General features: G+C 73.0%; 20 protein-coding genes. 5 read left to right on the top strand and 15 right to left on the bottom strand.

Annotated elements, in window-relative coordinates:
- The 7 genes from IH09_RS29825 to IH09_RS29795 all read right to left on the bottom strand — a co-directional run.
- A partial coding sequence (locus IH09_RS29825; protein ID WP_190233447.1) for a flavodoxin-dependent (E)-4-hydroxy-3-methylbut-2-enyl-diphosphate synthase occupies positions 1-429 on the bottom strand: 429 nt, incomplete at its 3' end.
- Between the two features lie 208 nt (positions 430-637).
- A complete protein-coding gene (locus IH09_RS29820) occupies positions 638-1,942 on the bottom strand; it encodes a M50 family metallopeptidase (protein WP_052860631.1) in 1,305 nt (434 codons plus the stop codon).
- Positions 1,939-3,204 (bottom strand): 1-deoxy-D-xylulose-5-phosphate reductoisomerase, encoded by a 1,266-nt coding sequence (gene dxr / locus IH09_RS29815; RefSeq protein WP_052860634.1) that lies wholly within the window; start codon positions 3,202-3,204, stop codon positions 1,939-1,941. Before dxr ends, IH09_RS29820 begins: the two co-directional genes overlap by 4 nt.
- 152 nt (positions 3,205-3,356) lie before the next feature.
- Complete coding sequence (locus IH09_RS29810) at positions 3,357-5,276, bottom strand: acyl-CoA dehydrogenase family protein (protein WP_052860630.1); 1,920 nt, start codon at positions 5,274-5,276, stop codon at positions 3,357-3,359.
- Between the two features lie 316 nt (positions 5,277-5,592).
- Positions 5,593-7,053 carry an aldehyde dehydrogenase family protein gene (locus tag IH09_RS29805; protein ID WP_052860629.1) on the bottom strand — a complete coding sequence of 487 codons (1,461 nt, stop codon included), beginning with the start codon at positions 7,051-7,053 and terminating at the stop codon, positions 5,593-5,595.
- A gap of 224 nt (positions 7,054-7,277) precedes the next feature.
- Positions 7,278-8,924, bottom strand: a complete 1,647-nt coding sequence (locus IH09_RS29800) for a PucR family transcriptional regulator (protein ID WP_052860628.1) — start codon at positions 8,922-8,924, stop codon at positions 7,278-7,280.
- A 216-nt stretch (positions 8,925-9,140) separates the two neighbouring features.
- Entirely contained in the window at positions 9,141-11,366 is a 2,226-nt protein-coding gene (locus IH09_RS29795) for a type IV secretory system conjugative DNA transfer family protein (protein WP_052860627.1), read from the bottom strand.
- 243 nt (positions 11,367-11,609) lie between these two features.
- On the opposite strand from IH09_RS29795, the gene gabT reads away from it, so the two are divergent.
- Both gabT and IH09_RS40755 read left to right on the top strand, forming a co-directional pair.
- Entirely contained in the window at positions 11,610-12,959 is a 1,350-nt protein-coding gene (gabT, locus tag IH09_RS29790; protein ID WP_052860626.1) for a 4-aminobutyrate--2-oxoglutarate transaminase, read from the top strand.
- Positions 12,960-13,604: 645 nt separating this feature from the next.
- Positions 13,605-14,363 carry a phosphatase PAP2 family protein gene (locus IH09_RS40755; protein WP_404827298.1) on the top strand — a complete coding sequence of 253 codons (759 nt, stop codon included), beginning with the start codon at positions 13,605-13,607 and terminating at the stop codon, positions 14,361-14,363.
- A gap of 100 nt (positions 14,364-14,463) precedes the next feature.
- Here the strand turns inward: IH09_RS40755 and IH09_RS29780 are convergent, their stop codons facing one another.
- The 7 genes from IH09_RS29780 to IH09_RS29750 form a co-directional block, all read right to left on the bottom strand.
- Positions 14,464-14,919, bottom strand: a complete 456-nt coding sequence (locus tag IH09_RS29780; RefSeq protein WP_052860625.1) for a hypothetical protein — start codon at positions 14,917-14,919, stop codon at positions 14,464-14,466.
- Between the two features lie 187 nt (positions 14,920-15,106).
- Positions 15,107-16,543, bottom strand: coding sequence for an NAD(P)/FAD-dependent oxidoreductase (locus tag IH09_RS29775; RefSeq protein ID WP_240150648.1), 1,437 nt, complete (start codon positions 16,541-16,543; stop codon positions 15,107-15,109).
- A gap of 5 nt (positions 16,544-16,548) precedes the next feature.
- Positions 16,549-17,430, bottom strand: coding sequence for an ABC transporter permease (locus IH09_RS29770; RefSeq protein ID WP_240150647.1), 882 nt, complete (start codon positions 17,428-17,430; stop codon positions 16,549-16,551).
- Complete coding sequence (locus IH09_RS29765) at positions 17,430-18,362, bottom strand: ABC transporter permease (protein ID WP_052860623.1); 933 nt, start codon at positions 18,360-18,362, stop codon at positions 17,430-17,432. The genes IH09_RS29770 and IH09_RS29765 overlap by 1 nt, the downstream gene beginning before the upstream one ends.
- Positions 18,359-19,528 (bottom strand): ABC transporter ATP-binding protein, encoded by a 1,170-nt coding sequence (locus tag IH09_RS29760; RefSeq protein ID WP_052860622.1) that lies wholly within the window; start codon positions 19,526-19,528, stop codon positions 18,359-18,361. Before IH09_RS29760 ends, IH09_RS29765 begins: the two co-directional genes overlap by 4 nt.
- 62 nt (positions 19,529-19,590) lie before the next feature.
- The gene (locus IH09_RS29755) at positions 19,591-20,838 is read right to left on the bottom strand and encodes an ABC transporter substrate-binding protein (protein ID WP_052860621.1); all 1,248 of its coding nucleotides are present in this window, start codon (positions 20,836-20,838) and stop codon (positions 19,591-19,593) included.
- A gap of 179 nt (positions 20,839-21,017) precedes the next feature.
- Positions 21,018-22,547 carry a gamma-aminobutyraldehyde dehydrogenase gene (locus IH09_RS29750; RefSeq protein ID WP_052860620.1) on the bottom strand — a complete coding sequence of 510 codons (1,530 nt, stop codon included), beginning with the start codon at positions 22,545-22,547 and terminating at the stop codon, positions 21,018-21,020.
- Positions 22,548-22,748: 201 nt separating this feature from the next.
- On the opposite strand from IH09_RS29750, the gene IH09_RS29745 reads away from it, so the two are divergent.
- On the top strand, positions 22,749-23,384 hold the full coding sequence (locus IH09_RS29745) for an NADAR family protein (protein ID WP_052860619.1): 636 nt from the start codon (positions 22,749-22,751) through the stop codon (positions 23,382-23,384).
- 110 nt (positions 23,385-23,494) lie between these two features.
- On the opposite strand, the gene IH09_RS29740 is transcribed toward IH09_RS29745, so the two are convergent.
- On the bottom strand, positions 23,495-23,986 hold the full coding sequence (locus tag IH09_RS29740) for a DUF4190 domain-containing protein (protein WP_052860618.1): 492 nt from the start codon (positions 23,984-23,986) through the stop codon (positions 23,495-23,497).
- 576 nt (positions 23,987-24,562) lie between these two features.
- Between IH09_RS29740 and IH09_RS29735 the strand changes: the two genes are divergently transcribed.
- Positions 24,563-25,585: an adenosine deaminase gene (locus IH09_RS29735; RefSeq protein ID WP_052860617.1), complete on the top strand. Its 1,023-nt coding sequence runs from the start codon at positions 24,563-24,565 to the stop codon at positions 25,583-25,585.
- Positions 25,573-26,331 carry a glycerophosphodiester phosphodiesterase gene (locus tag IH09_RS29730; protein ID WP_052860616.1) on the top strand — a complete coding sequence of 253 codons (759 nt, stop codon included), beginning with the start codon at positions 25,573-25,575 and terminating at the stop codon, positions 26,329-26,331. Before IH09_RS29735 ends, IH09_RS29730 begins: the two co-directional genes overlap by 13 nt.
- Positions 26,332-26,492 lie beyond the last annotated feature (161 nt).

Here is a 26,492-nt window from a genome sequence, read left to right as displayed (position 1 = left end):
CCGGATCGGGGTACCCGCCTCCGACGCCGCCTTCGCGATCTCCCGGACCTTGTCATCGAACTGCTTGATGTTCCCCGGATTCACCCGGACCGCCGCACAGCCCGCATCGATCGCCGCGAACACGTACTTCGGCTGGAAGTGGATATCCGCGATCACCGGAATCTGCGACTTCCGCGCGATCACGGCCAGCGCGTCCGCATCGTCCTGCGTCGGACACGCCACCCGCACGATCTGACACCCCGACGCCGTCAGCTCCGCGATCTGCTGAAGCGTCGCCCCCACATCGGACGTCCGCGTCGTCGTCATCGACTGCACCGAGACCGGTGCGTCTCCGCCCACGGCGACCGTTCCGACCTGGATCTTGCGGCTGACCCGGCGGTCGGCGAGCTTGGTCGGTACGTCCGGCATTCCCAGCGAAATGGCAGTCATCTGGCGAGCAACCCCAAGGTGTGGATCATGGTCCCGAGAACGGCGGGCTCCGGCCATCGAGATTACGTCACCGGGGTTGCCCCCGGCACATCGTGCCCCGCCGCGACGGGAGAACCGCGGCCGGACGGACCAACGGTCACCCGTGAGCCGCCCGGCCGTCACCCCGACGGACCAGCGGGTTTCGGCCAGCGGTGCGCCAGGCCCTGCCCTAGCCGGTCAGCTTCACCGGATTGACCACGTCGGCGACCAGCACCAGCAGGGTGAAGCAGATGAAGATCCCCGCCACGACGTAGGCGACCGGCATCAGTTTGGCCACGTCGAAGGGGCCGGGGTCGGGACGCCGGACCACCCGGGCCAGGAAGCGGCGGACGGACTCCCAGAGGGCGCCGGCGATGTGCCCGCCGTCCAGCGGCAGCAGCGGCAGCATGTTGAAGAGGAAGAGCGAGAGGTTGAATCCGGCCACCAGGAAGAGCATGGTCGCCACCCGCTGCTGCGGCGGGATGTCGAGGGAGAAGACCTCGCCGCCGACCCGGGCCGCGCCGACCACGCCCATCGGGGAGTCCTGTTTGCGCTCGCCGCCGTTGAAGGCGGCGTTCCACAGGTCCGGGACCTTGCCGGGGAGGTTGACCAGTGATTCGACGCCCTGCTGGACCATGCCGGTCATCCGGTCCACGGACTGGCCGAAGGACTGCTGGACGATGCCGCTGGCCGGGGTGAAGCCGAGGAAGCCGGCGGAGACGTACTGGCCGGGGACGTAGCCGCCGTGGCCGTCGGTCTTGGCGACCTTGTTCTCGATGAGGTCGGCGTGGAGTGTCTTGCGCGCGCCGTCGCGCTCGACGACGAGCGTCGCGGGCCCGGTCGTGTCGCGGATCTGGTCCTGGAGGGTGCCCCAGTCGGGGACGGCCCGGCCGTTGAACGAGACGATCTTGTCGCCGGCCTTCAGGCCCGCGGCCTTGGCCGGGGAGTCCTTGGCGCTCGCGGGGCACTTGTCGGTCTTGGCGGAGGCCGCGACGACACAGTCCTGGACCGCGCCGACCTGGGTCGTCGTGGTGTTGATGCCGAAGCCCATCAGCACGCTCATGAAGATCACGACCGCGAGGACCAGGTTCATGAACGGTCCGGCGAACATCACGATGACGCGCTTCCAGGGCTTGCGCGTGTAGAACAGCCGCTTCTCGTCGCCCGGCTGGAGCTCCTCGAAGGCCGCCGAGCGGGCGTCCTCGATCATGCCGCGCCACGGCGAGGTGGAGCGGGCCTGGAGCCTGCCGTCATCGCCCGGCGGGAACATGCCGATCATGCGGATGTAGCCGCCGAGCGGCACGGCCTTGATGCCGTACTCGGTGTCGCCCTTCTTCCGGGAGAAGAGCGTCGGTCCGAAGCCCACCATGTACTGCGGCACCCGGATACCGAACAGCTTGGCCGTGGAGAGATGGCCGAGCTCGTGCCAGGCGATGGAGAACAGCAGACCGACGACGAAGACGACTATGCCCAGGATGGTCATCCATGCCGTCATGCGCGTGCCTCCGAAGGTGTACGTGCCGCTCGGGCGGCCAGTTCGCGGGCGCGGGCACGCGCCCAGGTCTCCGCCTGCAAGACGTCCGCGACCGTGAGGGAGGTTCCCCGCGCGGGTGTCCCGTGCTCGGCGACCACTGCGGCGACCGTATCCACAATCCCTGTGAACGGCAGCCCGTCGGCCAGGAAGGCGGCCACGCATTCCTCGTTCGCCGCGTTGAAGACGGCGGGGGCGGTGCCGCCCAGAGAGCCGACGTGGCAGGCGAGCGGGACGGACGGGAAGGCCGCCTCGTCGAGCGGGAAGAACTCCCAGGTGTGGGCCTTCGTCCAGTCCACACCGGGTGCGGCGGCCGGGACGCGCTGCGGCCAGCCCAGGCCGAGCGCGATCGGCATCCGCATATCGGGCGGGCTGGCCTGGGCGAGGGTGGAGCCGTCGGTGAATTCCACCATCGAGTGGATATAGGACTGCGGATGGACGACGACCTCGATGCGGTCGAACGGGACGTCGAACAGCAGATGCGCCTCGATGACCTCCAGACCCTTGTTGACCAGGGTCGCGGAGTTGATGGTGACGACCGGGCCCATGGACCAGGTGGGGTGCGCCAGCGCCTGTTCGCGGGTGACCCCGGCCAGCTCCCGCTTCGTACGGCCCCGGAACGGGCCGCCTGAGGCGGTGACGACGAGCTTGCGGACCTCGGCGCGGGCGCCGCCCGCCAGGGCCTGGAAGAGCGCGGAGTGCTCGGAGTCGACGGGGATGATCTGGCCCGGCGCGGCGACGGCCTTGACCAGCGGTCCGCCGACGATCAGCGACTCCTTGTTGGCCAGTGCGAGCACCCGGCCCGCCTTGAGGGCGGCGAGGGTGGGGGCGAGTCCGATGGAGCCGGTGATGCCGTTGAGGACGGTGTGGCAGGGGGAGGCGGCCAGTTCGGTGGCCGCGTCGGGGCCCGCCAGGATCTCCGGCCGCGGCTCGCCCGCGCCGTACTGCGCCGTGAGCGCCTCGCGCAGCGCCGGTACCGCCTCCGGGCGGGCCACCGCGACGGTGTGCACCCGCAGCTGGTGCGCCTGCCGGGCGAGCAGCTCCACCTGGCCGCCGGCCGCCGAGAGCGCGGTCACCCGGAAGCGGTCGGGATGGCGCAGCACGATGTCGATCGCCTGGGTGCCGATCGAACCGGTCGACCCGAGGATCACGAGGGTGCGCGGCGTTCCCGGCTCGCTGGGAGCCGGCTCGAAGCGCAGGTGCGGGTGGGCGAGGGAGTCCGTCATGCGGTCCATTGTGGCCGGTCGGCACGGTGCCGGGAGCACCGCGTCGGCCGGCCGGTGGTCCGGGGCCGGCCGGGCGGACCGCACGGCCGGTCCGGCGACCCCCGCGGGGGACCCGGCGGCCGTGTGTACGGGCCGCCGGTCCGGCCGTCCGCTCAGCGGATCGGACGGTGTACGGAGTCCGTCGCGCTGGGGCCGGGGGTGGCGTCGGCGATCCAGGGGCCGTCGTCGCTGGGGTCGAGGATGCCCTCCTCCAGCCAGGTGTAGCCGCCGCCGAGGACACCGGCGACGACCTTGCGGTCGAGGTCGTCGGTGTTGGTCCACAGCCGGCCGAAGAGTTCGTCGACGCGGATGCGCGACTGGCGGCAGAACGCGTCGGCGAGCTGCCGGGCCGCGCGGCCGTGGTCGCCGGTGGCCCGCAGGTGCTCGGCGCGTACGCAGGCCGCGCTCATCGCGAAGAGCTCGGCGCCGATGTCGACGATCCGGCCGAGGAAGCCCTGTTTGGTCTCCATCCGGCCCTGCCAGCGGGACATCGCGTAGAAGGTGGCGCGGGCGAGCTTGCGGGCGGCGCGTTCGACATACCGCAGATGACCGGCGAGTGGGCCGAACTCCTGGTAGGTGCGCGGGAGTTGGCCGGGTCCGGTGACGAGCGTGGGCAGCCAGCGGGCGTAGAAGCCGCCCGCCTTCGCCGCGGCCCGGCCCTTGTCGGCGAGGGACGCGCGGGGGTCGATGAGATCGCCGGCGACCGACAGATGCGCGTCCACCGCCTCGCGGGCGATCAGCAGGTGCATGATCTCCGTCGAGCCCTCGAAGATGCGGTTGATGCGCATATCGCGCAGCATCTGCTCGGCCGGGACGGCGCGTTCGCCGCGGGCGGCGAGCGAGGCGGCGGTCTCGAAGCCGCGGCCGCCGCGGATCTGGACCAGTTCGTCGGCCATCAGGCAGCCCATCTCGGAGCCGTAGAGCTTGGCCAGCGCCGCCTCGATGCGGATGTCGTTGCGGTTCTCGTCCGCCATCTGGGAAGCGAGCTCGACCACGGCCTCCAGGGCGAAGGTCGTCGCGGCGATGAACGAGATCTTGCCGCCGACGGCCTCGTGCTCGGCGATCGGGCGGCCCCACTGCTCACGGGCCGCGGACCATTCACGGGCGATCTTCAGGCACCACTTGCCGGAGCCGACGCACATCGCGGGCAGCGAGAGCCGGCCGGTGTTGAGCGTGGTGAGGGCGATCTTCAGACCGGCGCCCTCGGGGCCGATGCGGTGCGCGGCGGGGACGCGGACCCGGTGGAAGCGGGTGACGCCGTTCTCCAGGCCGCGCAGGCCCATGAAGGCGTTGCGGTGCTCGACGGTGATGCCCGGCGCATCGGCCTCGACCACGAAGGCGGTGATCCCGCCCTTGTGGCCCTCGGACGCCGGCACCCTGGCCATCACCACCAGGAGGTCGGCGACCACGCCGTTGGTCGTCCACAGCTTCACGCCGTCCAGGACGTAGTCGTCGCCGTCCGGAACGGCACTGGTCGCCAGCCGGGCCGGGTCGGAGCCGACGTCCGGCTCGGTCAGCAGGAACGCCGAGATGTCCGTACGGGCGCAGCGCGGCAGGAACGTGTCCTTCTGCTCCTGGGTGCCGAAGAGCTTCAGCGGCTGCGGTACGCCGATCGACTGATGCGCGGAGAGCAGTGCGCCGGTCGCGGGGCTGACGGAGCCGACCAGGGCGAGGGCCCGGTTGTAGTAGACCTGGGTGAGCCCGAGGCCGCCGTATTTCGTATCGATCTTCATGCCGAGTGCGCCGAGCTCCTTGAGCCCGCGCACGGTCTCGTCCGGGATCTGTCCCTCGCGCTCGATCCGGGCGCCGTCGATCTGCGTCTCGCAGAAGGTCCGGAGCGCGGCCAGGAACGCCTCCCCGCGCCGTACGTCCTCCGCCGCGGGGGCCGGGTGCGGGTGGATGAGGTCGAGCCGGAAGCGCCCCAGGAACAGTTCCTTGGCGAAACTGGGCTTGCGCCAGCCCCGCTCCCGGGCCGCCTCGGCGACCTGCCGGGCCTCGTGCTCGGAAACGTTGCGGGTGGTCGGAGCGGTCATCGTGAGCTCACCTCGCCGCGGATCGGGTGATCGGCCGTCTGTACCGGCGGGCCGGTCGACGCCGGACTCTGCTACTTGTGAGGGTTACCCGATTCGCGCGGGTTGCACCAGTGGTGCGGCGGGACGGATCGGAGCGGGGCGGCGGCGCGCCCGCCCGCGGCGGCGGCCGGCGGACCGCAGCGGCCCGTAACGCGTCGCGGCGCGCTCCGGAACGGGGTTCCGAAGCGCGCCGCGAGGGGGCCGGGCCGGGGACGGGCCGCCCGCACGGCGGCCCGTCGCTGTCCACCGGGCCGGGCCGGTCGGGTGGCGGTGGGTCTCAGAGGGCCAGGCCGGTCAGGACCAGGACCCGCTCGTAGGTGTAGTCCTCCATCGCGAAGCGGACGCCCTCGCGGCCCACGCCGGACTGCTTGGCGCCGCCGTACGGCATCTGGTCGGCGCGGTAGGAGGGCACATCGCCGATGATCACGCCGCCGACCTCCAGCGCGCGGTGGGCGCGGAAGGCGGCCTGCACGTCGTGGGTGAACACCCCTGCCTGGAGGCCGTACTTGGAGTCGTTGACGGCCTCGAACGCGGCCGCCTCGCCCTCGACCTTGCGGACGGTGAGCACCGGGCCGAAGACCTCCTCGCAGGCGAGCGTCGCGTCGGCGGGCACGTCCGCGAGCACGGTCGGCGCGTACGAGGCGCCGTCCCGCTTGCCGCCCGTGAGCAGCTGCGCGCCGCGCTGCACGGCCTCGTCCACCCAGCTCTCGACGCGCTGCGCGGCGGCCTCGCTGACCAGCGGGCCGACCTCGGTCGCCTCGTCCGAGGGGTCGCCGGTGACCTGCGCCTCGACGGCGGCGACGATCTTCGGCAGCAGCCGGTCGTAGACGGCGGCGTCGGCGATCACCCGCTGCACCGAGATGCAGGACTGGCCGCCCTGGTAGTTGGAGAAGGTGGCGATGCGCTGCGCCGCCCGGTCCAGGTCGGCCTCGGAGGAGAAGTCCGGCAGGACGACGGCCGCGCCGTTGCCGCCCAGCTCCAGGGTGCAGTGCTTGCGCGGCACCGAGTCCAGGATCGCGTAGCCGACCTGCTCGGAGCCGGTGAAGGAGACCACCGGCAGCCGCTCGTCCTGTACCAGCGCCGCCATCCGGTCGTTGGGCACCGGCAGGACCGACCAGGAACCGGCCGGCAGCTCGGTCTCGGCCAGCAGCTCGCCCAGGATCAGGCCGGACAGCGGGGTGGCCGGGGCCGGCTTGAGAATGATCGGGACGCCGGCCGCGATGGCCGGGGCGATCTTGTGGGCGCAGAGGTTGAGCGGGAAGTTGAACGGGGCGATGCCCAGGACCGTGCCGCGCGGGAAGCGGCGGGTCAGCGCGAGCCGGCCGGCGCCGCCCGCGTCGGTGTCCAGGCGCTGCGCCTCGCCGCCGTTGAAGCGGCGGGCCTCCTCGGCCGCGAAGCGGAAGACGGAGACGGCCCGGCCGACCTCGCCGCGCGCCCACTTGACGGGCTTGCCGTTCTCGGCGGAGATCAGCTGGGCGATCTCCTCCGTGCGCTCCACCAGGCGGCGCTGTACGTGGTCCAGGGCCGCGGCGCGGACGTGCGCGGGGGTCGCGGCGAACTCGTCCTGGACCGCGACGGAGGCGGCGATGGCCTCCTCGACCTGGGCCTCGGTGGGGACGCTCACCGTGCCGACGAGACGCCCGTCCCAGGGAGAGGTGACATCGAAGGTGGCCTCGCCGGTGGCCTGGCGGCCGGCCAGCCAGAAGGCGGTGGGGGCTGCATCATCGTGGATCGGCACAGTGGATCCCGGCCCTTCAGAAGTGGTGGGGTGGTACGCATGGCACTGCGGCGGCAGCTCTGCTGCCCCCACCGTAGGGGTGCGGCGGCGCCCTGGCGTTTGTCCGAAGCGTAGAAATCGGACCGCGGGTCTCTCCGCGGTGGAAGGGCCCGCCGCTCGCGCGGGACGCGGGCGGGCGGACGGCCTTCGCGCGGGGTGCCGGGCGTCTCGGGCCGGTCCGCGCCTCACTCCCCCGGTGGCACCGACGTCGCCTTGAGCGCCAGCCACAGCTCCATCCGGACGTCCGCGTCGTCCAGTGAGCGGCCGAGGATCTCCTCGACCCGCCGCATGCGGTAGCGCAGGGTGTGGCGGTGCACGCCCAGGTCGGCGGCGGCCGCGTCCCACTGGCCGTGCCGGGACAGCCAGGCGCGCAGTGAGGCGACGAGATCGCCGCGGCCGGTCGCATCGTGCTCGCGCAGCGCCCGCAGCAGCCCGTCGGCGAAGGCGCGTACCGCGTCGTCGGCGAGCAGCGGCACTACCGAACCGGCCGCCACGTCCTCGTGCTCGACCAGTGCGCGGCTGCGGCGGCGGGCGACCGACAGCGCCTGTTCGGCCTGGCGGTAGGCGTGCGCGGCGGCGGCCGGGCCGGTCGGCGCGGACAGGCCGACGGCGATCGGCGGGCCGCCGCGCCCCGCCTCGGCCCGCGCCACGCGCCCGCGGGCCCGCGACGGCGCCTCGAAGCGGGCCTCGGCGGCGGCCGCGTACTCGGCGCAGGCGCGCGCGGCGGCCCCGCCGTCCGCGACCAGCGCGATCAGCCGGGTGCCGTCCGGGACGGCGAGCACCGCCTCACCGGTCCGGGCCGCCGCGGAGTCCATCGCGTCGCCGAGCGCGTCCAGGACGGCCGGCGGGGCGCCGGCCGGGGCCGGGGCGGCCGCGTCCTCGGCGGTGGTCGATTCGGCCACCACCATCCGGAACGGGGCGTCGAGCAGCCCGCCGTACAGCTGGCCGGCCACCGCCCGCGCATGGTCCGGCTGCCCCGCCAGCAGCATCGTCAGCACCGCCGCGCCGAGCCGCTGCTCGGCGTCCTGCAACGCCTTGGAGCGCTCGGTGGTGAGGGTGAGCAGCGCGACGGCGGAGTGCACGGCGTAGCGCTCGGCGGTGCCGAGCGGGGCGCCGGTGCCGACCGCGAGGACACCGCGCGCCCGGCGGCCGGTGCCCAGCGCCTGGAGCTCGACGCGGTCGTCGCCGGCCGCGTCGCTGACGACGGAGCTGGCCGGGGCGGGCCGCTCGCGCAGCCGGCCGACGTCGTCGGCGAGCCGGACGGCGCGGCGCGCGGCCCAGTCGGGGGCGGCGGCGAGTACGGCGCCCGAGGCGTCGTAGAGGGCGGCCCAGCCGTCGAGGTGGGCGGCGAGCCGGGCCAGCAGCTCGGCGGGGCCCTCGGCGCTCAGCGCCGCCCGGGTCAGCTCCCGCTGCGCCTCGAATCCGGCGGTCACCGCGCGGTACTGGTCGGCGGCAACCGCGGCCGAGACGGCCTTGCTGATCGCGATGAACGGGGTCCGGCGGGGCACCCCGAGCAGCGGCAGGCCCGCCTCCCGGGCGGCCGTGACCAGCGCGTCCGGGGCGTCCTCGTAGTTCACGCCGATCGCGAAGCCGAGCCCGACGACGCCGGCCTCCGCGATCCGCCGGACATATCTGCGGGTCACGTCCGGGTCCTCGGCGTCCAGCTTGAGCGCGGTGATGAGCAGCAGCTCGCCGCCCTCCATGTAGGGCACCGGATCGATCAGCTCGCTGGCGTGTGCCCAGCGCACCGGGACGTCCAGCCGGTCCTCGCCCGCGAGCACCGTCAGCTTGAGCGCGGTGTGGTTGACCAGGGAAGCGAGCGTATGCGGCATGGGACCTTCGATGACGACGTCAGGGCGGCGGGCGCCGCCCGGTGGGGCGGGCGGCGGCACTGCCGGGATGATTGCGCCGTCCCGTATGAACGACTGCTATCGATTCTGCCTCAACGGAGGAAACCGGGGTACGGCACCGGCGGATCCGGGGGTACCGGAAGGGCTCGGCCGGGCGTGCCGCGGGGCGGGACCGGCCCCCGAGGGGGCCGGTCCCGCTCACGGCCGCAGGTCCACCAGCACCGGCGGTGCGTGCTCGCCCCGTACCGAGGTCACCGACAGCACCGCGTGCCCGGCCGGTACGGAGTTGGCGAGGTCGGAGGCGGACCAGCGTTCGCGTTCGACGGTGCGGACGGTGACGGCCTTGGCGGTGGCCGCCTTGCCGGTGATCAGGTGGCGGAAGAGGTGGAACGCCTTCATCCCGGCGCCCACCGCGATGATCTGCCGGTCCGTCACATCGCGGGTCTCCACCCACTCCTTGCCCCACACCTCGGCGAACCGCGCGCCGTCCCAGGTCGTCACGCCCGCGAACGCCATCCGGCAGCCGACCGCGCCGAGCAGCGCGCTGCGCAGCGCGTCGGGGACGTCGTCCAGGGAACGCAGCGTCAGCACCGCGCCGGCGTTCGCCGAGCGCAGCCGCTGGAGGCCGCGCAGCGCCTCGGCGGTGATGGTGTGCGCGGCCTCGTCGAGGACCAGGCAGGCGAAGAGCGAGCGGTCGGTGCGGGCCACCGCGCTCTCGGTGAACTGCGCGAGGACCAGCCGCGCGAGCATCCGGGAGGCTTCGGCGTGGCCGCGCTCGGGCAGCTCGATACGGATCCGCAGCGGGCGGTCCAGCTCGCGCAGCGAAACCTGCCGGGTGCCCCCCTCGGGGTCGAAGAAGGCGGCGAAGGCGGGCCGGTCCAGCAGGGCGATGCGGTCGGCGAGCAGCACCCCGACATCGCCGGCCCGCGCCGACTGCCGGGTGCGGGCGTCGAGTTCGCGCACCAGGGTGAGTGCGCCGGTGCTCTCCAGGGCGGTGCGCAGCGCGGCCACCGCCTCCGGCGCGCCGTCCAGCAGTTCGCGCAGCTCCGGCACCGAGGGGAAGCGGTCGTGCGCCCCCCGGAAGGGGCCCAGGAGCTGGGCGAGGGCGGTCGCCGCGCGCCGGCTGTCGCCGCCGGGCAGCTGCTCGGCGAGGTCGCCGACCAGGGCCTCGGCCAGGATGCCGGCCGCCTCGTCCGGGTCGGTGGTGCCGCCGTACAGGTCGAGGTCGTGCTCCGGGCCGGGGCGGCCGATCCTGACCACCCGGTCGAAGGCGTCGTCCGGGCCGAGGTCGGCACCGGCCGGTCCGACGGCGACGACCGCGCACCGGCCGGCGAGCGACTGGAGGCACATCGACTCCACGACCGGCCGCACCAGCCGGGTCGTCTTGCCGCTCCCGGAGGGGCCGACGGCCAGCAGGGAGGTGCCCAGCAGGTCCGGCTCCAGGGCGCAGCCGGCGCCGCGGTGCTGGTAGGGGTTGCGCGGGTGGTCGGCGGCAGTGCCGATCCGGACCTGGTGGGCGAGCAGGTCGTGGTGGGCGGTGCGGCGGGCCAGATCGCGCCGCCCCGAGGGGTGCGCGCAGGCCGCCGCGCCGTTGCGCAGCACGGTGTCGGTGAAGGAGGCGAGGGAGTGCCGGCCGGCCCGCACCGAATGCCAGGCGCGCCCGATCCGGGCCACGTCCACATCGTTCATCCGGCCCGTGCGGGCCTCCGCGGCGAGCCGGTCGGCGGCGTCCGGCGCACCGTGGGCGCGCAGCTCGGGCCACTGCGCCAGGTCCTCGGCCGGCGCGGGTTCCGCGGCCGGTACGCGGTCGCGGGCGCGCCGGACGAGCGGCATCAGGAAGCGGCGGCCGAGCTCGGGCCAGCGGCCGATACGGCCGAAGACGACGGCGATGCCGCCGATCCACAGGGCGTAGTAGAGCTGGGAGGCGATGGCGAAGGCGATCCGGTCGCCCGGGGTCTCCCCGGCGATCCACGCGTCGGGGGCGAGGACGCTGACCGGCCAGATCCAGTAGGGGCCCAGATAGCCGTTCCACAGCAGTGACCACAGCAGCCAGCCGCAGAGGAAGCTGATCACCGCACCGCTGATCAGCTGCCGTGCGGGCACCCGGTCGGGCTGCTCGGCGGCGCGGGGGCGGTGCCCGTACGTCCAGACGCCGGGCGGGGCGGCCGGGCGTGGTGCGCGCAGCCAGCCCAGCAGCGGCGGCTCCGGAGCGCCGGGCGGCGTCGCGGGCTTGGCGGGCGGCGGCACGGGCAGGGCGGGCGGGGCGGCGGGCGGCGGCGGGACGGCCACCGGCGCGACGGGCGCCGCGACGGGCGGGGGCGTGGGCGGCACCGCGGGGTGCGGTGCGGCGGGGTCGGGTCGGTCCGCGCCGGCCGGCGGCCGGGAAGCGGTGTGCGGTGCGTCGTGCCTGCCCTCGGTGTCCATCCGGTGCCCCTTGTCCCCCTTGAGCCAAGACCCGCTGGGTCGTTGCCGCCTGCGCGCGCCCCGTACCGGCCACGGACGGGCGCACCGCCGCACAATCTACTGGCCGTACACCGGTGCTATGTCCGGCGCGGACAACGCAACACGCGCACTTCTCCCGAACGGAACATGCCAGACCCCGCCGCCCGCCCCTAGCCTGCGAGAACAAACCCTTGTCAGGTCCCGTGCCACCCCCAGGAGACTGCCATGACCGAACTGACCGGCGGCCCCGCCCTCCCCCAGGAGCGTCGCGTCGTCACCGCGATCCCCGGCCCCAAGTCCCAGGAGCTGTGGGCCCGTAAGCAGGCCACCGTCGCCAACGGCGTCGGCGCCGTGCTGCCCGTCTTCGCCAAGCGCGCGGGCGGCGGTGTCCTGGAGGACGTGGACGGCAACTCGTTCATCGACTTCGGTTCCGGTATCGCGGTGGCCTCGGTCGGCAACAGCGCCGAGGCCGTGGTGCGCCGCGCCACCGCGCAGCTCGCCGACTTCACCCACACCTGTGCGATGGTCACGCCGTACGAGCCGTACGTCGAGGTCTGTGAGCTGCTCGCCGAGCTGACCCCGGGCGACCACGCCAAGAAGTCCGCGCTCTTCAACTCCGGCGCGGAGGCCGTGGAGAACGCCGTCAAGGTGGCCCGCGCGTACACCAAGCGCACGGCGGTCGTCGTCTTCGACCACGGCTACCACGGCCGGACGAACCTGACGATGGCGCTCACCTCGAAGAACATGCCGTACAAGAACGGCTTCGGGCCCTTCGCGCCCGAGGTCTACCGGGTGCCGGTCGCCTACCCCTACCGCTGGCTGACCGGTCCGGAGAACTGCGCACGGGAGGCCGCCGACCAGGCGATCGAGCAGATCACCAAGCAGATCGGCGCGGACAACGTCGCGGCGATCATCATCGAGCCGGTGCTCGGCGAGGGCGGCTTCATCGAGCCGGCCAAGGGCTTCCTGCCCGCCATCGCGAACTTCGCGAAGGAGAACGGCATCGTCTTCGTCGCGGACGAGATCCAGTCCGGCTTCTGCCGCACCGGCCAGTGGTTCGCGTGCGAGGACGAGAACATCGTCCCGGACGTGATCACGACGGCCAAGGGCATCGCGGGCGGGCTGCCGCTGGCCGCGGTCACCGGCCGCGCCGAGATCATGGACGCCGCGCACGCGGGCGGCCTGGGCGGCACCTACGGCGGCAACCCCGTCGCCTGCGCCGCGGCGCTGGGCTCGATCGAGACCATGCGCGAGCTGGACCTGAATGCCAAGGCCCGGCGGATCGGCGAGGTCATGAAGCCGCGCCTGGCGGCGATGGCGGAGAAGTACGACATCATCGGCGAGGTCCGCGGCCGCGGCGCGATGATCGCGATCGAGCTGGTGCAGTCCGGCACCAAGGAGCCCAACCCGCAGGCCACCGGGGCGCTCGCCAAGGCGTGCCACCAAGAGGGCCTGCTGGTACTGACGACCGGTACGTACGGCAACGTGCTGCGCTTCCTGCCGCCGCTGGTCATCGGCGAGGACCTGCTCAACGAGGGCCTGGACATCATCGAGGCGGCGTTCGCCACGCTCTGAGCGGCGAGCCGCGAACGGCGAGCAGTTGGCGGCGGGGAACCCACGCGGTGTTCCCCGTCCCCGGCGCGCTCCCGGTTCCCACGCGTGGTCGCGGGCCCCGGCGCACCGCGACGCGCGTAGCTGGAGGCATGGCGTGAAGAAGATGTGCGGGGGCAATGGCGGCCGGGTGATCCGGCTGTCGGGTCCGCTCGCCGTGCCGTACGGTTTCTGCAGATGAGAGAAACACCCCGCCCGCAGGGGACTGCGGGCGACGCCAGGTCGGCGCTTCCCCGGCACCGGCCAGGCCGTGCCCTCGCGCACACCACCGGAGCCCTGGGCTCCGGGATTCCTCACCGATCGGATGTCCGCCCGCCCCACACCCCCCGGGGCGCGCGGTACACCGATCAGCCCGGCCGCCTCGGAACCACCCCCCCTGTTCCGAGGCGGCCGACCTCTTTTTCCCGCCTTCGCGGTTTCTCGCGTTTCTCCCGTCTCTCGGGATCCGCGGGCTCCTCGGGCTCTCCCGGCCCCTCCCCTACGTCCGGCTCCTCCAGTACGTCCGGTCCGTCCACTCCCTCCCGTCGTCCCGGTCGGCACCGACTCCGCACCCCCGCCGCCGCGGCCGGACTGGTCTGCGCACTGCTCTTCGCCCTGATCACCTGGCAGGTGGCGGACCACGGCCCGCTCCGCGCCCTCGACGAGCGGCTCGGCCGCGCCGTCTCCGCGAGCGCCGTCCCCTCCTGGCTCGCCCAGTTCTTCGCCGACCTCGGCAACGCCTCCGTCGCCCTGCCGGTACTGCTGGTGGTCATCGGGTGGGCCGTGTGGCGGGGCTACCGCAGCGACCCCGCCACCGGCCCGGCGCGCCGGTGGCTGCCGCCGCTGGCCGCCGCGCTCGCCCTGGCCGCGGTGCCCGCACTCGTCGTCCCGCTCAAGCTGTGGCTCGCCCGGCCGGGCCCGCCTCGGATGGCGGGCGGCGCGCACGACGGCTTCTATCCCTCGGGCCATGGCGCCACGGCCGCCGTCGCCTACGGGGTGGCCGCCCTGCTCCTCACGCACGGCCGCCGACGCACCGGCCGCCCCGCCGCCGGCCGCCTCCCGCTCGCGGCCGGGGTCGCCCTGCTCAACGCCGGTGTCGGCATCGGTCTGGTGCGCCAGGGCTACCACTGGCCGCTGGACGTGCTCGGCAGCTGGTGTCTGGCCGGGGTGCTGCTGGCGGTGTGGTGCGCGGTGTGCGACCGGCAGCCGGACGACCGGAACACGCGGCCGGACCACGGCCGGGGTCCGGACCCGGGACCTTGTGCGGGCCCGGACCCACAGCCAGGCACGGAACCACGGCCAGATCGGGACTCGCAGCCAGGTCCGGGCTCCTCGCGGTCAAGCCGCGACGTGGGCCCGGGTCAGGAGCCCGGCACCCCGGCGCCCTGACGCGCGGCGGACCGTACGCGACCGCGCGGGCCGCCGCCGCACGGCTCTCCCCCGGCTCCTCCTCGCCGCGCGCCGTTCTCGCGGACCCGCCGCACGCCGTTCACCGCTCGCGTCTCCCGGCGAGCGCCGCCGCCTCGTGCATCGCGAGTTCCAGCAGGCCCGGGTCGGTGAGGTGGCCGGTGCCGTCCGGCGGGACGAGCCAGCGGACGCCGCCGGTGTACCGCCCTGGATAGGGCACCACGATCCAGGTGCCGCGCCCGGCGCCCCGTACGCCGGTGCCCAGCCAGCGGCCGGCCGTGCCCGGCGGGACGAAGAAGCCCGTCCGGGTCTCGCCGAAGTCGGCCAGGACCGGGCCCGGCCGGACGGCGGCCTCGGCCAGTACGTCGAGGGTCGGGGCGCCGAGCCGGCCCTCGACGATCATTACGTCCCAGCGCCGGCCGGCCGGCAGAAGCGCCACCCCGAGCGGGTTGCGCTCCCATTCCCACCGGCACGCTTCCGGGTCGGAAGCCACCGATACCAGCCAGTCCACTGCCTTGCTCGCCCCCGCGGCGCTCATGTCACCCTCGCTCTCCCGGCCCGGACGGGCCGTTCTCTCCCCGGGGAGAGACGACGGGGGCCGCATCCTTACACGGATTGGCGAGGGATTTTCCCCACATGCGGGAGAGGGGGTGAGCGCCGGGACGGTCGGGGCGCGGCGGTGACGGGACCGCCCGCCGTCCGCCGCCCCCGTCAGCCGTCGGCTCTCAGCTGTCGAAGCCGAGGCCGATCCGGTCCATGCCCTTCAGCCACAGGTTGCGGCGCCCGGCATGCGTATCGGCGCGGGTCATCGACCACTGGGTGATGCCGATGCCCGCCCAGCGCAGCGGCTCGGGCGGGAACGGCAGCGGTTTGCTGCGCACCATCTCCAGCTGCGTGCGCTCGGTGCGTTCGCCGTCGAGCAGGTCGAGCATCACCTCCGCGCCGAAGCGGGTGGCGCCCACGCCCAGCCCCGTGTAGCCCGCGGCGTACGCGACCCGGCCGGTGTGCGCGGTGCCGAAGAAGGCGGAGAAGCGGGCGCAGGTGTCGATGGCGCCGCCCCAGGCGTGGCTGAAGCGCAGGCCCTCCAGCTGCGGGAAGCAGCGGAAGAAGTGCTGGGCGAGCTTCTCGTAGGTGGCCGGGTGGTGGTCGAACTCGGCGCGCACCCCGCCGCCGTAGCGGTAGACGATGTCGTAGCCGCCCCACAGGATGCGCTGGTCGGCGGTGATGCGGAAGTAGTGGAAGTGGTTGTTGGTGTCGGACAGGCCCTGGCGGTTGCGCCAGCCGATGGCGGCGAGCTGGTCGTCGGTCAGCGGTTCGGTCATCAGGGCGTGGTCGTAGACCGGGACGATGTACGGGCGTACCCGGCGCACCAGGGACGGGAAGGCGTTGGTGCCGAGCGCGACCCGGCGGGCGAAGACCCGGCCGTAGGGGGTGCGGACGGCCATACCGGCGCCCCGGGAGGCCAGCGCGGTGGCGCGGGTGCGCTCGTAGATGCGGACGCCGAGCCCGAGGCAGGCCCGCTTCAGGCCCCAGGCGAGGCGGGCCGGGTTGAGCATGGCGACGCCGTCGCGGTCCCACAGTCCGGCGCGGAAGGTGGGTGAGTCGATCTCGGCGCGCAGCGCGTCCCGGTCGAGGAAGCGGTGGCGGTCCAGGCCGAGCCGGGCGGCATCCCGGGCGGCCTCCGCCAGTTCGGCGATCTGGTGCGGTTCGGTGGCGATGTCGATCTCGCCGGTGCGCTCGAAGGCGCAGTCGATCCCGTAGCGGGCGACGGCGTCCTCGATGGCGTCGAGGTTGTGCATGCCGAGCTCTTCGAGCCGGGGGAGCTCGTCCGGCCAGCGGGCCAGGCCGTTGCCGAGGCCGTGGGTGAGGGAGGCGGCGCAGAAGCCGCCGTTGCGCCCCGAGGCGGCCCAGCCGATCTCGGCGCCCTCGATGAGCACGACATCGCGCCGCGGGTCGCGTTCCTTGGCGAGCAGCGCGGTCCACAGCCCGGAGTAGCCGCCGCCGACGACCAGCAGATCGCAGGTCTCGTCGCCGACGAGGGCGGACCGGGCGTCCGGGCGGTCCGGGTCGTCCAGCCAGAAGGGGGTGGGGACGGCGTCCGCGAGCGCGCGGACGGCCGGGGACGTCGCCCCGGTCTGGTGCGGCATGGCAGCTCGTGCCATGGATCTCAGCTCCTCTTGCGGCGTTTGCCGGCCAGTTGGCCGACGACTACGCACAACACGGCGATCAGGAACATCGCCGTTCCGATGACATTGATCTGAACGGGTGTGCCCCGCTGTGCCGATCCCCAGACGAACATGGGAAAGGTCACGGTGGAGCCGGCGTTGAAGTTGGTGATGATGAAGTCGTCGAAGGACAGCGCGAAGGAGAGCAGCGCGCCGGCCGCGATACCGGGGGCGGCGATCGGCAGGGTCACCCGCAGGAAGGTCTGCACCGGCGAGGCGTAGAGGTCCTGGGCGGCCTGTTCCAGGCGCGGGTCCATGCTCATCACGCGCGCCTTGACGGCGGTGACGACGAAGCTCAGGCAGAACATGATGTGCGCGATGAGGATCGTCCAGAAGCCGAACTGGATGCCCATGTTGAGGAAGAGCGTCGCCAGTGAGGCGGCCATCACGACCTCGGGCATCGCCATCGGCAGGAAGATCAGGGTGTTGACGGAGGACCGGGCGCGGAAGCGGTAGCGGGCCAGCGCGAAGGCGATCATCGTGCCCAGGGCGGTGGCGCCGAGGGTGGCCCAGACGGCTATCTGGAGGCTCAGGCCCAGCGAACCGCACAGGTCGGCGACGCCGCACGGATCGCTCCAGGCGTCCGTCGAGAAGCGCTGCCACTGGTAGTTGAAGCGGCCGTTGGGCTTGTTGAAGGAGAAGACCAGCACGACGATGTTGGGCAGGATCAGATAGCCCAGCGTGCCCAGGCCCGCGATCGTCACGAGGTGGCGGCGGAGCAGGCGCAGGGCCCTGCGCGGTGCGGATACGCGGACGGGCGGGCGGTTCGCGTCCGCCGGGGGGCGCGTCTCCCGTACGGGTGGGCGGGTCTCGCTGACGGCCATCAGACCAGGTCCTCCGTCCCGGATTTGCGGATGTAGACGGTGACCATCGCGAGGATGGCCGCCATGAGGATGAAGGAGAGGGCGGCGGCGGTCGGGTAGTCCAGGACCCGCAGGAACTGGGACTGGATGACGTTGCCGATCATCTTCTGGTCGGTGGAGCCGAGCAGCTCGGCGTTGATGTAGTCGCCGGCGGCGGGGATGAAGGTCAGCAGGGTGCCGGCGACGACACCGGGCATGGACAGCGGGAAGGTCACCCGGCGGAAGGTGGTGGCCGGGCGGGCGTAGAGGTCGCCGGCGGCCTCGTGCAGCCGGGGGTCGATGCGCTCCAGCGAGGTGTAGAGCGGCAGCACCATGAACGGCAGGAAGTTGTAGGTCAGTCCGCAGACCACTGCGAGCGGGGTGGCCAGCACCCGATGGCCCTCGGTCAGCCCCAGCCAGCTGGTGACGTCCAGGACGTGCAGCGAGTTGAGCAGGCCGACGACCGCGCCGCCGTCCGCCAGGATCGTCTTCCAGGCCAGCGTGCGGATCAGGAAGCTGGTGAAGAACGGGGCGATGACGAGGATCATCACGAGGTTGCGCCAGCGGCCTGCCTTGAAGGCGATGAGGTAGGCCAGCGGGTAGCCGAGCAGCAGGCAGAGCACCGTCGCGGTGGCCGCGTACAGCACGGACCGGACGAACTGCGGCCAGTACGTGCCGAACGCGTCCCAGTAGGTCGCGAAGTGCCAGGTGACCTTGAAGCCGTCTTCGAGGGATCCGGTCTGCAGGGAGGTGGACGCCTGGTAGACGAGCGGCGCGGCGAAGAAGACGACCAGCCACAGGATGCCGGGCAGCAGCAGCCAGTAGGGGACGAGCCGTTTGCGCGCGGGGGGCCTGCGGACCGGGAGCGGCGCGGCCTCCTCCGGTGCGGGCGCGGGCGCCTCGGTGGTGCTCACGCGGCCTCCTCGTCGAGGTCCGTACCGGCGAGCGGGGACTGGGCCGCGTCGAGCCCGAAGGTGTGCGCCGGGTTCCAGTGCAGGACGACCTCGGCGCCGGGGACGAGGCGGCCGTCGCGCTCGATGTTCTGCTCGTAGACGGCGAGTTCGCCCAGTGCGTGGGCGTCGATGACGTACTGCGTGGAGACGCCGATGAAACTGGCGTCCTTGATGCGTCCCGGCAGGCGGTTGTGGCCCTCGGGGACGGCGTCGGCGCGATCGGCGTGGATCAGGGCCATCTTCTCGGGCCGTACGCCGGCCAGGACCTTCCCCCCGGTGCGGGCCGCCGGTGCGGCGCCGCACCGGCGCGTGGGCAGCCGCAGGGTGGTGCCGCCCGCGGTGAGCAGCAGGTGTTCGCCGCCCATCCCGGTGACCTCGGCCTCGATGAGGTTGGAGGTGCCCAGGAAGTTGGCGACGAAGGTAGTGGCGGGGTTCTCGTAGAGGTCGGCGGGGGCGCCGAGCTGTTCGACCCGGCCGCCGTTCATCACGGCCACGGTGTCGGCCATCGTCATGGCCTCCTCCTGGTCGTGGGTGACGTGCACGAAGGTGATGCCGACCTCGGTCTGGATGCGTTTGAGCTCCAGCTGCATCTGGCGGCGGAGTTTGAGGTCGAGGGCGCCCAGCGGCTCGTCCAGCAGCAGCACCTGCGGCTTGTTGATCAGGGCGCGGGCGACCGCGACACGCTGCTGCTGGCCGCCGGAGAGCTGCTGCGGTCTGCGGCGCGCCATCGGGCCGAGCTGGACGAGGTCGAGCATCTCCTCGACCTGCTTCTTGACGGACTTGACGCCGCGGCGGCGCAGCCCGAAGGCGACGTTCTCGAAGATGTCCAGGTGCGGGAAGAGCGCGTAGCTCTGGAAGACGGTGTTGACGTGGCGTTTGTAGGGCGGCAGGGCGGTGACGTCCTGGCCGCCCAGGGCGACGGTCCCGGTGGTGGGGTCCTCCAGCCCGGCGATCATCCGCAGGGTGGTGGTCTTGCCGCAGCCCGAGGCGCCCAGCAGCGCGAAGAAGGAGGCCGCGGGGATGGTGAGGTCGAGCGGGTGGACGGCGGTGAAGGAGCCGTAGGTCTTGCTGATCCCCTGGAGGCGGACGTCGCCGCCGCCGCTCTGCGGGGTCGCGGTCTGGGTCATGTCTCTCGTCCCGTGTGTCGGAGGTCGGAACAGCTCATACGGGCCCGGGGCGGGGGTGGTGCTCAGGCGCCGGTGAGGTCGGAGTACTTCTGGGTGAACTCCTTGCTCTCCTTGCCGGAGAGCGCACGGAAGGAGTGGGACCTGGCGGCCATCTCCTCGTCGGGAAGGATCAGCGGGTTCTCCGCCAACGCCTTGTCGATCTTGGCGAGTTCCTCGCGTACGCCGTCGACGGGGCAGGTGTAGTTGATGTACGCCGCGAGCCGGGCCGCGTTCTTCGGCTCGTAGAAGAAGTCGATGAGCCGTTCGGCGTTCTTCTTGTGGCGCGCTCTGTTCGGCACCATCAGGTTGTCGGTGGACGTCATGTATCCGGCCTTGGGGATGGTGTAGGCGATGGCCGGGTTGTCGTGCTGGAGCTGGACGATGTCGCCGGCCCAGGCGACGCAGGCGGCGATATCGCCCTTGTCCAGGTCGTTGGTGTAGTCGTTGCCGGTGAAGCGGCGGATCTGCTTGGTGTCCACGCCCTTCTGGATCCGGGCGATGGCCGCGTCGTACTCGTCCGCGGTGACGTCCTCGGGGCGTTTGCCCATGTCCAGGAGGGTCAGCCCGACGCTGTCGCGCATTTCGGAGAGAAAGCCGACCCTCCCCTTGAGCTGCGGGTCCTCCAGCAGCTGGGTGATCGACTCGACCTTCCGGCCGCCGGTCGCCTTCTTGTTGTAGGCGATGATCGCGGGGATGCCCTGCCAGGGGTAGGAGTGCGCGCGGCCCGGGTCCCAGGCGGGGGTGCGGAACTGCGCCGACAGCTGGGCGTAGGCGTGCGGCAGGTTGGCCTGGTCCAGGGTCTGGATCCAGCCGAAGGAGATCATCCGCGCGCACATCCAGTCGGTGAGCACGATCAGATCGCGCCCGGTGTCCTGGCCGGCCGCGAGCTGGGCCTGGACCTTGCCGAAGAACTCGTCGTTGTCGTTGATGTCCTCGGTGTATTTGACCTCGATGCCGGTGCGCCGGGTGAAGGTCTCCAGCGTCGGCCGGTGTTTGCCGTCGTCGCTGACGTCCATGTACTCGGTCCAGTTGGAGAAGGTGACGCGCTTCTCCGCCGCGGAGTGATCGGCCGAACCGGCGGCGTCGGTACGGCCCGCGGGCGGGATACCGCAGGCCGACAGGGCGCCGGCGCCGCCGATGACGGCCGCCGCGGCGCCGCCGGCGCGCAGCAGCGACCGCCGGGTCATGGCGAGCCGGCCGTCGGTCATGCTGCGGCGCAGCGCGGCGAGTTCGGGCGGGGACAGAGGTTCGGGCTGCTGGTGGTGCTCCATGCGCGGTGCCCTTTCAGGGTGAACCCGGCGCTCGGCCGGTGGTGACGGTGCCGCGCGGCGCTGGCCGCAGTGGGTGGGGTGTCCCGGCACGGCCGGGCGGCGCCCCTGACGGTCGGTCCCCGGTGGACGGTGCCGGCCGCCGGCCGTCCCGTCACGGACCGTCCCGTTGCCGAGGTCCCTTACGGGCGGTCCCCGAAGACCGTGCGGTGCCAGTCCTTCCTGGCGACCGCGGTGTTGTCGTACATGACGTGCTTGATCTGGGTGTACTCCTCGAAGGAGTAGGCCGACATGTCCTTGCCGAAACCGGACGCCCGCGCGCCGCCGTGCGGCATCTCGCTGATGATCGGGATGTGGTCGTTGACCCAGACGCAGCCCGCCTTGATCTCCCGGGTGGCGCGGCCGGTGCGGTAGACGTCCCGGCTCCAGGCGGAGGCGGCGAGCCCGTAGGGGGTGTCGTTGGCGAGCGCGAGGCCCTCGTCGTCGCTGTCGAAGGGCAGCACGACCAGCACCGGGCCGAAGATCTCGGACTGCACGATCTCGCTGTCCTGGGCCGCGCCGGTGATCAGGGTGGGGCGGTAGTAGGCGCCCTTGGCGAGCGCGCCGTCCCGGTCGGCGGAGGGTGCCGCACCGCCGGTCACCACCGTCGCGTAGCTCCGTGCCCGGTCGACGAAACCGGCCACCCGGTCGCGCTGGGCGTGCGAGATCAGCGGGCCGAGGTCGGTGGCCGGATCGAACGGGTCGCCGAGCCGTACGGTCGCCATCAGGTCGGCGACGCCGCTGACGAACGCGTCGTAGAGCGGCCGCTGCACATAGGCGCGGGTGGCGGCGGTGCAGTCCTGGCCGGTGTTGATCAGCGAACCGGCCACCGCTCCGTGGACGGCGGCCTCCAGGTCCGCGTCGTCGAAGACCACGAACGGGGCCTTGCCGCCGAGTTCGAGGTGCAGCCGCTTGACGGTGGCGGTGGCGATCTCGGCGACGCGCTTGCCGACGCCCGTCGAGCCGGTGAAGGACGTCATGGCGACGGCGGGGTGGCCGACGAGATGTTCCCCGGCGTCCCGGCCGGCCCCGGAGACGATGTTGAGCACCCCGTCGGGCAGGCCCGCGCGCTGTGCGGCCTGGGCGAACATGAGCGAGGTCAGCGGGGTGATCTCGGCGGGCTTGAGGACGATGGTGTTGCCCGCGGCGATGGCCGGCAGCACCTTCCACGCGGCCATCTGGAGCGGGTAGTTCCAGGGCGCGATGGAGCCGATGACGCCGATGGGCTCGCGGCGGACGGACGAGGTGTGGTCGGCGCTGTACTCGCCGGTCGCCTTGCCCTCCAGGTGGCGGGCGGCGCCGGCGAAGAACGCGGTGTTGTCGATCGAACCGGGCACGTCGAACTCGCTGCTGAGCTTGATCGGCTTTCCGCAGTTCAGCGACTCGGCGTAGGCGAGGTCGGCGGCGTCCTCGGCGAGCGCGGCGGCGAAGCGGTGCAGGGTGTCGGAGCGCTCACCGGGCGTCGCCCCGCCCCATCCGGGCAGTGCCTGGCGCGCGGCCTCGACGGCGGCGTCCACATCCGCCGTGCCCGCCAGTTCGTAGGTGTGGACCGGCTCGCCCGTCGCCGGGTTGACGAGGGTCTGGGTGCGGCCGGAACTGCCGCTGCGGAGACCGCCCGCGATGAACTGCGCGCCCTCGGCGAATCGCTCGGTGACATCGAATCGCTGATCCATGGTGCTCTCCTCCGCCGGGCGCCAAGGCCGCGCAGCGGCACTGCCAGGCGTAGCTGTTTCCGGAAACGATGGCTGATCCTGACAGAGGCACCGGACCCCAACAAGTGATTCCGTTGTTGCCTTTTGGTCACGCGACGAATTCTGCGGTTTCCGCATCCGGCGCCCCGACACGTTGTCAGTGCCCGCTGACAGAATCCCGGCATGATGCACGACACCACGGGGATCACGGACCGGCGCACCGCGGACGGACCGCGCTCGGTCGAGGAACTGCGCGCGGCGACCGCCACGGGGCAGCGGGTCAAATACGTCCATTTCTGGGGTCACACCCCGCGTCGCGACGGCACTCTCGGGGCGAGCTGTTTCAGCCAGTGGTGGCCCTCGCCCTTCACGGTCGACGGGGTCGAGTACGCCACCGCCGAGCACTGGATGATGGCGGGCAAGGCCCGGCTGTTCGGCGACGCGGCGGCGGCGCGGCGCGCGATAGCCGCGACCCACCCCAAGCAGGCCAAGGACGCCGGCCGGGCGGTCCGCGGCTTCGACGAGGAGGTCTGGCGGCGGCACCGCTTCGGCCTGGTGGTCGAGGGCAGCGTGCACAAGTTCGGCCGGGACACCGCGCTGCGCGAGTTCCTGCTCGGCACGGGCTCCCGGGTGCTGGTGGAGGCCAGCCCGCAGGACTGCGTCTGGGGCATCGGACTGACCGCCGACGACGAGCGCGCGGCGGACCCGGCCCGCTGGCGGGGGCTGAATCTGCTGGGCTTCGCACTGATGGAGGCCCGTCAGCGGCTGGCCGAGGGGGATGGGGGCGACGGGGACAGCGGGGGCGACGCGGAGGGGTAGTTCTGGGGCGGTCTGGGGCGGTTCTGGGGCAGGCCCTGGAAGTCCGAGGGGGGCTCCGGGGAGGCTCTGAGGTCGGCCGCCGGGGTGGAGGTGCTACAGGGAGGGGGAGGCTAAGCGGATACGGCTGTCGGTGGGAGACCGGCCGGGTGGGCGGGGCGTGCCTCGGGGTGCGGCGGCGCGGAGCGCAGTGACGTGGGATGCGACGGCGCAGGGTCCGGCGGCGCGGCGTGCGGCGGCGCGAGGTCCGGCGACGCGGCCTGGTAGGTGTCGGAGTGGCCGCCGCCCCGGCCGCGGCCGCCGCCGTCGCCCGGTCCACGGTCCTTCGGGCCGAGGCCGTTGACCGCGATGAGGACGATCATCAGCGCGCTGATCAGCAGTGCCACCCCGCCCAGGACGATCCCGGCCAGCGCCGTGCCGCCGTTGGCCGCCTCGCCCCTGGTCGCCCTGGCCCGGCCGACGGCTCCGAAGACGACCGCCGGCGCACCGAGGAGGATGCCGAAAACGATGCTGACACCGAGAAGCGCCCCGGTGATACCGACGATCAGCGCGGCGGTCCCAAAGCCGTTGCCCGTCCGTACCGGCAGCCAGAGCGCATGGTCCATCGCCGGATACCGGCCGAGATCGCCGGGACAGCCGCCGTCGGGACAGCCGGTGTACAGCGGGTGCGGGGAGCGAGAGGCGTACGAGGGAGAGCCGGGGTGGCCGAGCCGGTCCGGCCGCCACGGACCGGGATACGGGGGCGGCGGATACGGAGACGGCGGATACGCAAGCGAGGGGCAGGACTGCCGCGCGTACGGCGGCGGAACGTACAGCGTCACGGCGCTCGGCTGCGCGGACTGCGCGGACTGCGCGGACTGCGCGGACTGCGCGGACTGCGAAGCGTACGAGTGCCCGTACGTCCCCGCGCCCGGTACGCCCGGCGGACCCGGCGCGGGCGGTGGCGGCGGAACGGCGTACCGCCCTGGCGCGCCGCCCGCCGAGGTCCCGGACGGCCCCGCGGGGCTCGCCCACGGATTCCCCGGTTCGGGCTCCGGCCCCTCGGCCATGGCTCGTCTTCCCCCTCGCCCGCTCCGACTGTCCTGTCATGTTAGGACCTGCTCCGGGCGCCCACCCGGCCCCCGCATACGATGACCACCGTTCCGCACGCCGACGCACAATCCCTTGACCAGGAGGAACCGTTGTCCGATCTCGATGCCTTCATCGCGGGCCTGCCGAAGGCGGAGCTGCACGTCCACCACGTCGGATCGGCCTCGCCGCGGATCGTCTCCGAACTTGCCGCCCGGCATCCGGACTCCACCGTCCCCACCGACCCCGAGGCGCTCGCCGACTACTTCACCTTTCGCGACTTCGCGCACTTCATCGACGTCTACCTCTCCGTCGTGGAGCTCATCCGCGACGCCGAGGACGTCCGGCTGCTGACGTACGAGATCGCCCGCGACATGGCGCGGCAGAACATCCGCTACGCCGAGCTGACCGTCACCCCCTTCAGCTCGACGCGCCGCGGCATCCCCGACGCCGCGTTCGTCGAGGCCATCGAGGACGCCCGCAAATCCGCGGAGTCCGAACTGGGCGTGATACTGCGCTGGTGCTTCGACATCCCCGGTGAGGCCGGTCTGGAGTCCGCCGAGGAGACCGCCCGCATCGCCTGCGAACTCCAGCCCGAGGGCCTGGTCTCGTTCGGCCTCGGCGGCCCGGAGATCGGTGTGCCGCGCCCGCAGTTCAAGCCGTACTTCGACCGCGCCATCGCGCTCGGCCTGCACTCCGTACCGCACGCCGGTGAGACGACCGGCCCGGAGACCGTCTGGGACGCCCTCACCCACCTGCGGGCCGAGCGCATCGGCCACGGCACCAGCTCCGTCAAGGACCCCGAGCTGCTGGCCCATCTCGCCGAGCACCGCATCCCGCTGGAGGTCTGCCCCACCTCCAACATCGCCACCCGCGCGGTGCGCACCCTGGAGGAGCACCCGATCAGGCAGATGGTCGACGCGGGCGTACTGGTCACCGTCAACAGCGACGATCCGCCGATGTTCGGCACCGACCTCAACACCGAATACGGCATCGCCGCCCGGCTGTTGGGCCTCGACACCGACGGTGTGGCCGGCCTCGCCAAGAACGCCGTCACGGCCTCCTTCATGGACACGACGGCCAAGGCACGGCTCGCGGCCGAGATCGACGCCTACGCGGCGTCATGGCGCGGGTAGCGGCGGGCGGAGCGCCGGCTCGGGCGACGGCGGCCGGCCGGGGCCCGGCGGGCATCCGCGAAGTGGCCGTCATCGGCCACCGCGGAGCCCCGTACGCCCACCGCGAGAACACCCTCGCCGCACTGCGCGGAGCGCTGGAGGCAGGGGCGGACGCCGTCGAGATCGACATCCGCCGTACCCGCGACGGCATCCCGGTGCTGCTCCACGACGCGACCCTCACCCGGCTGTGGGGGCACGACCGCCCGCTGTCGTCGCTGACGTTCGCCGAGGTCCGCGAGGTGACGGCGGGCGGCGTGCCCACCCTGCGCGAGGCGCTCGCGCTGACCGCCGGCTATCCCCGGGCCCGCGCACTGATCGATCTGCCCGATCCGTCGGCCGCGGACAGCGCCGTCGCCGAGGTCCACGAGTCGGACGCCGCCGGCCGCGCGTACTACTGCGGCGGCGGCCTGTCGATGCTCGCCGTACGGGCCGCGGACCCGGACGCCGAGATCGCCTTCTCCTGGGCGCGCGCGGCGCCGCCCCGTCCGGTGCTGCTCGACCGGATCAGGCCGCAGTGGCTCAACTACCACTTCGGCCTGGTGACCGAGGACCGGGTCCGCCGTGCGCACGACGCCGGTTACGCCTGCGCCGCCTGGACCGTCGACACCCCGCGCACGGCGCGCCGCCTGCTGCGCGCCGGGGTCGACGCGATCACCACCAACCGCGTCGCCGCGCTACGCCCCTTGGTCACCGGCAGGACGGGCTGAGGCCGGGCTGAGGCCGGGAGGGGACGGCCGGTGGACGGCAGGAGGACGGCCCGGTGAAGGACGGCCGGGTGGTAGGCACGACACCCGCCCGGCTGTCCTCTGTGGGCCCTGGTGGCCTCGGTGTCCTCTGCGGGCCCCAGTGGCCTCTGTGGGCCCCGGTC

The sequence above is a fragment of the Streptomyces celluloflavus genome (assembly GCA_000720995.1).
In the GTDB taxonomy this organism is placed as follows: Bacteria; Actinomycetota; Actinomycetes; order Streptomycetales; family Streptomycetaceae; genus Streptomyces; species Streptomyces celluloflavus.
The sequence above is the reverse complement of the archived record's forward strand: the minus strand, read 5'-3'. Positions and strand labels throughout refer to the sequence as shown.

Bases quoted from the DNA above. Each gene is read 5' to 3' on its own strand.
- dxr (WP_052860634.1), bottom strand. From the start codon at position 3,204: ATGACGGACTCCCTCGCCCACCCGCACCTGCGCTTCGAGCCGGCTCCC.
- IH09_RS29775 (WP_240150648.1), bottom strand. From the start codon at position 16,543: ATGGCACGAGCTGCCATGCCGCACCAGACCGGGGCGACGTCCCCGGCC.
- gabT (WP_052860626.1), top strand. From the start codon at position 11,610: ATGACCGAACTGACCGGCGGCCCCGCCCTCCCCCAGGAGCGTCGCGTC.
- IH09_RS29755 (WP_052860621.1), bottom strand. From the start codon at position 20,838: ATGGAGCACCACCAGCAGCCCGAACCTCTGTCCCCGCCCGAACTCGCC.
- IH09_RS29780 (WP_052860625.1), bottom strand. From the start codon at position 14,919: ATGAGCGCCGCGGGGGCGAGCAAGGCAGTGGACTGGCTGGTATCGGTG.
- IH09_RS29800 (WP_052860628.1), bottom strand. From the start codon at position 8,924: ATGCCGCATACGCTCGCTTCCCTGGTCAACCACACCGCGCTCAAGCTG.
- IH09_RS29760 (WP_052860622.1), bottom strand. From the start codon at position 19,528: ATGACCCAGACCGCGACCCCGCAGAGCGGCGGCGGCGACGTCCGCCTC.
- IH09_RS29745 (WP_052860619.1), top strand. From the start codon at position 22,749: ATGATGCACGACACCACGGGGATCACGGACCGGCGCACCGCGGACGGA.
- IH09_RS29770 (WP_240150647.1), bottom strand. From the start codon at position 17,430: ATGGCCGTCAGCGAGACCCGCCCACCCGTACGGGAGACGCGCCCCCCG.
- IH09_RS29740 (WP_052860618.1), bottom strand. From the start codon at position 23,986: ATGGACCATGCGCTCTGGCTGCCGGTACGGACGGGCAACGGCTTTGGG.
- IH09_RS29730 (WP_052860616.1), top strand. From the start codon at position 25,573: ATGGCGCGGGTAGCGGCGGGCGGAGCGCCGGCTCGGGCGACGGCGGCC.
- IH09_RS29820 (WP_052860631.1), bottom strand. From the start codon at position 1,942: ATGACGGCATGGATGACCATCCTGGGCATAGTCGTCTTCGTCGTCGGT.
- IH09_RS29810 (WP_052860630.1), bottom strand. From the start codon at position 5,276: ATGACCGCTCCGACCACCCGCAACGTTTCCGAGCACGAGGCCCGGCAG.
- IH09_RS29750 (WP_052860620.1), bottom strand. From the start codon at position 22,547: ATGGATCAGCGATTCGATGTCACCGAGCGATTCGCCGAGGGCGCGCAG.
- IH09_RS29795 (WP_052860627.1), bottom strand. From the start codon at position 11,366: ATGGACACCGAGGGCAGGCACGACGCACCGCACACCGCTTCCCGGCCG.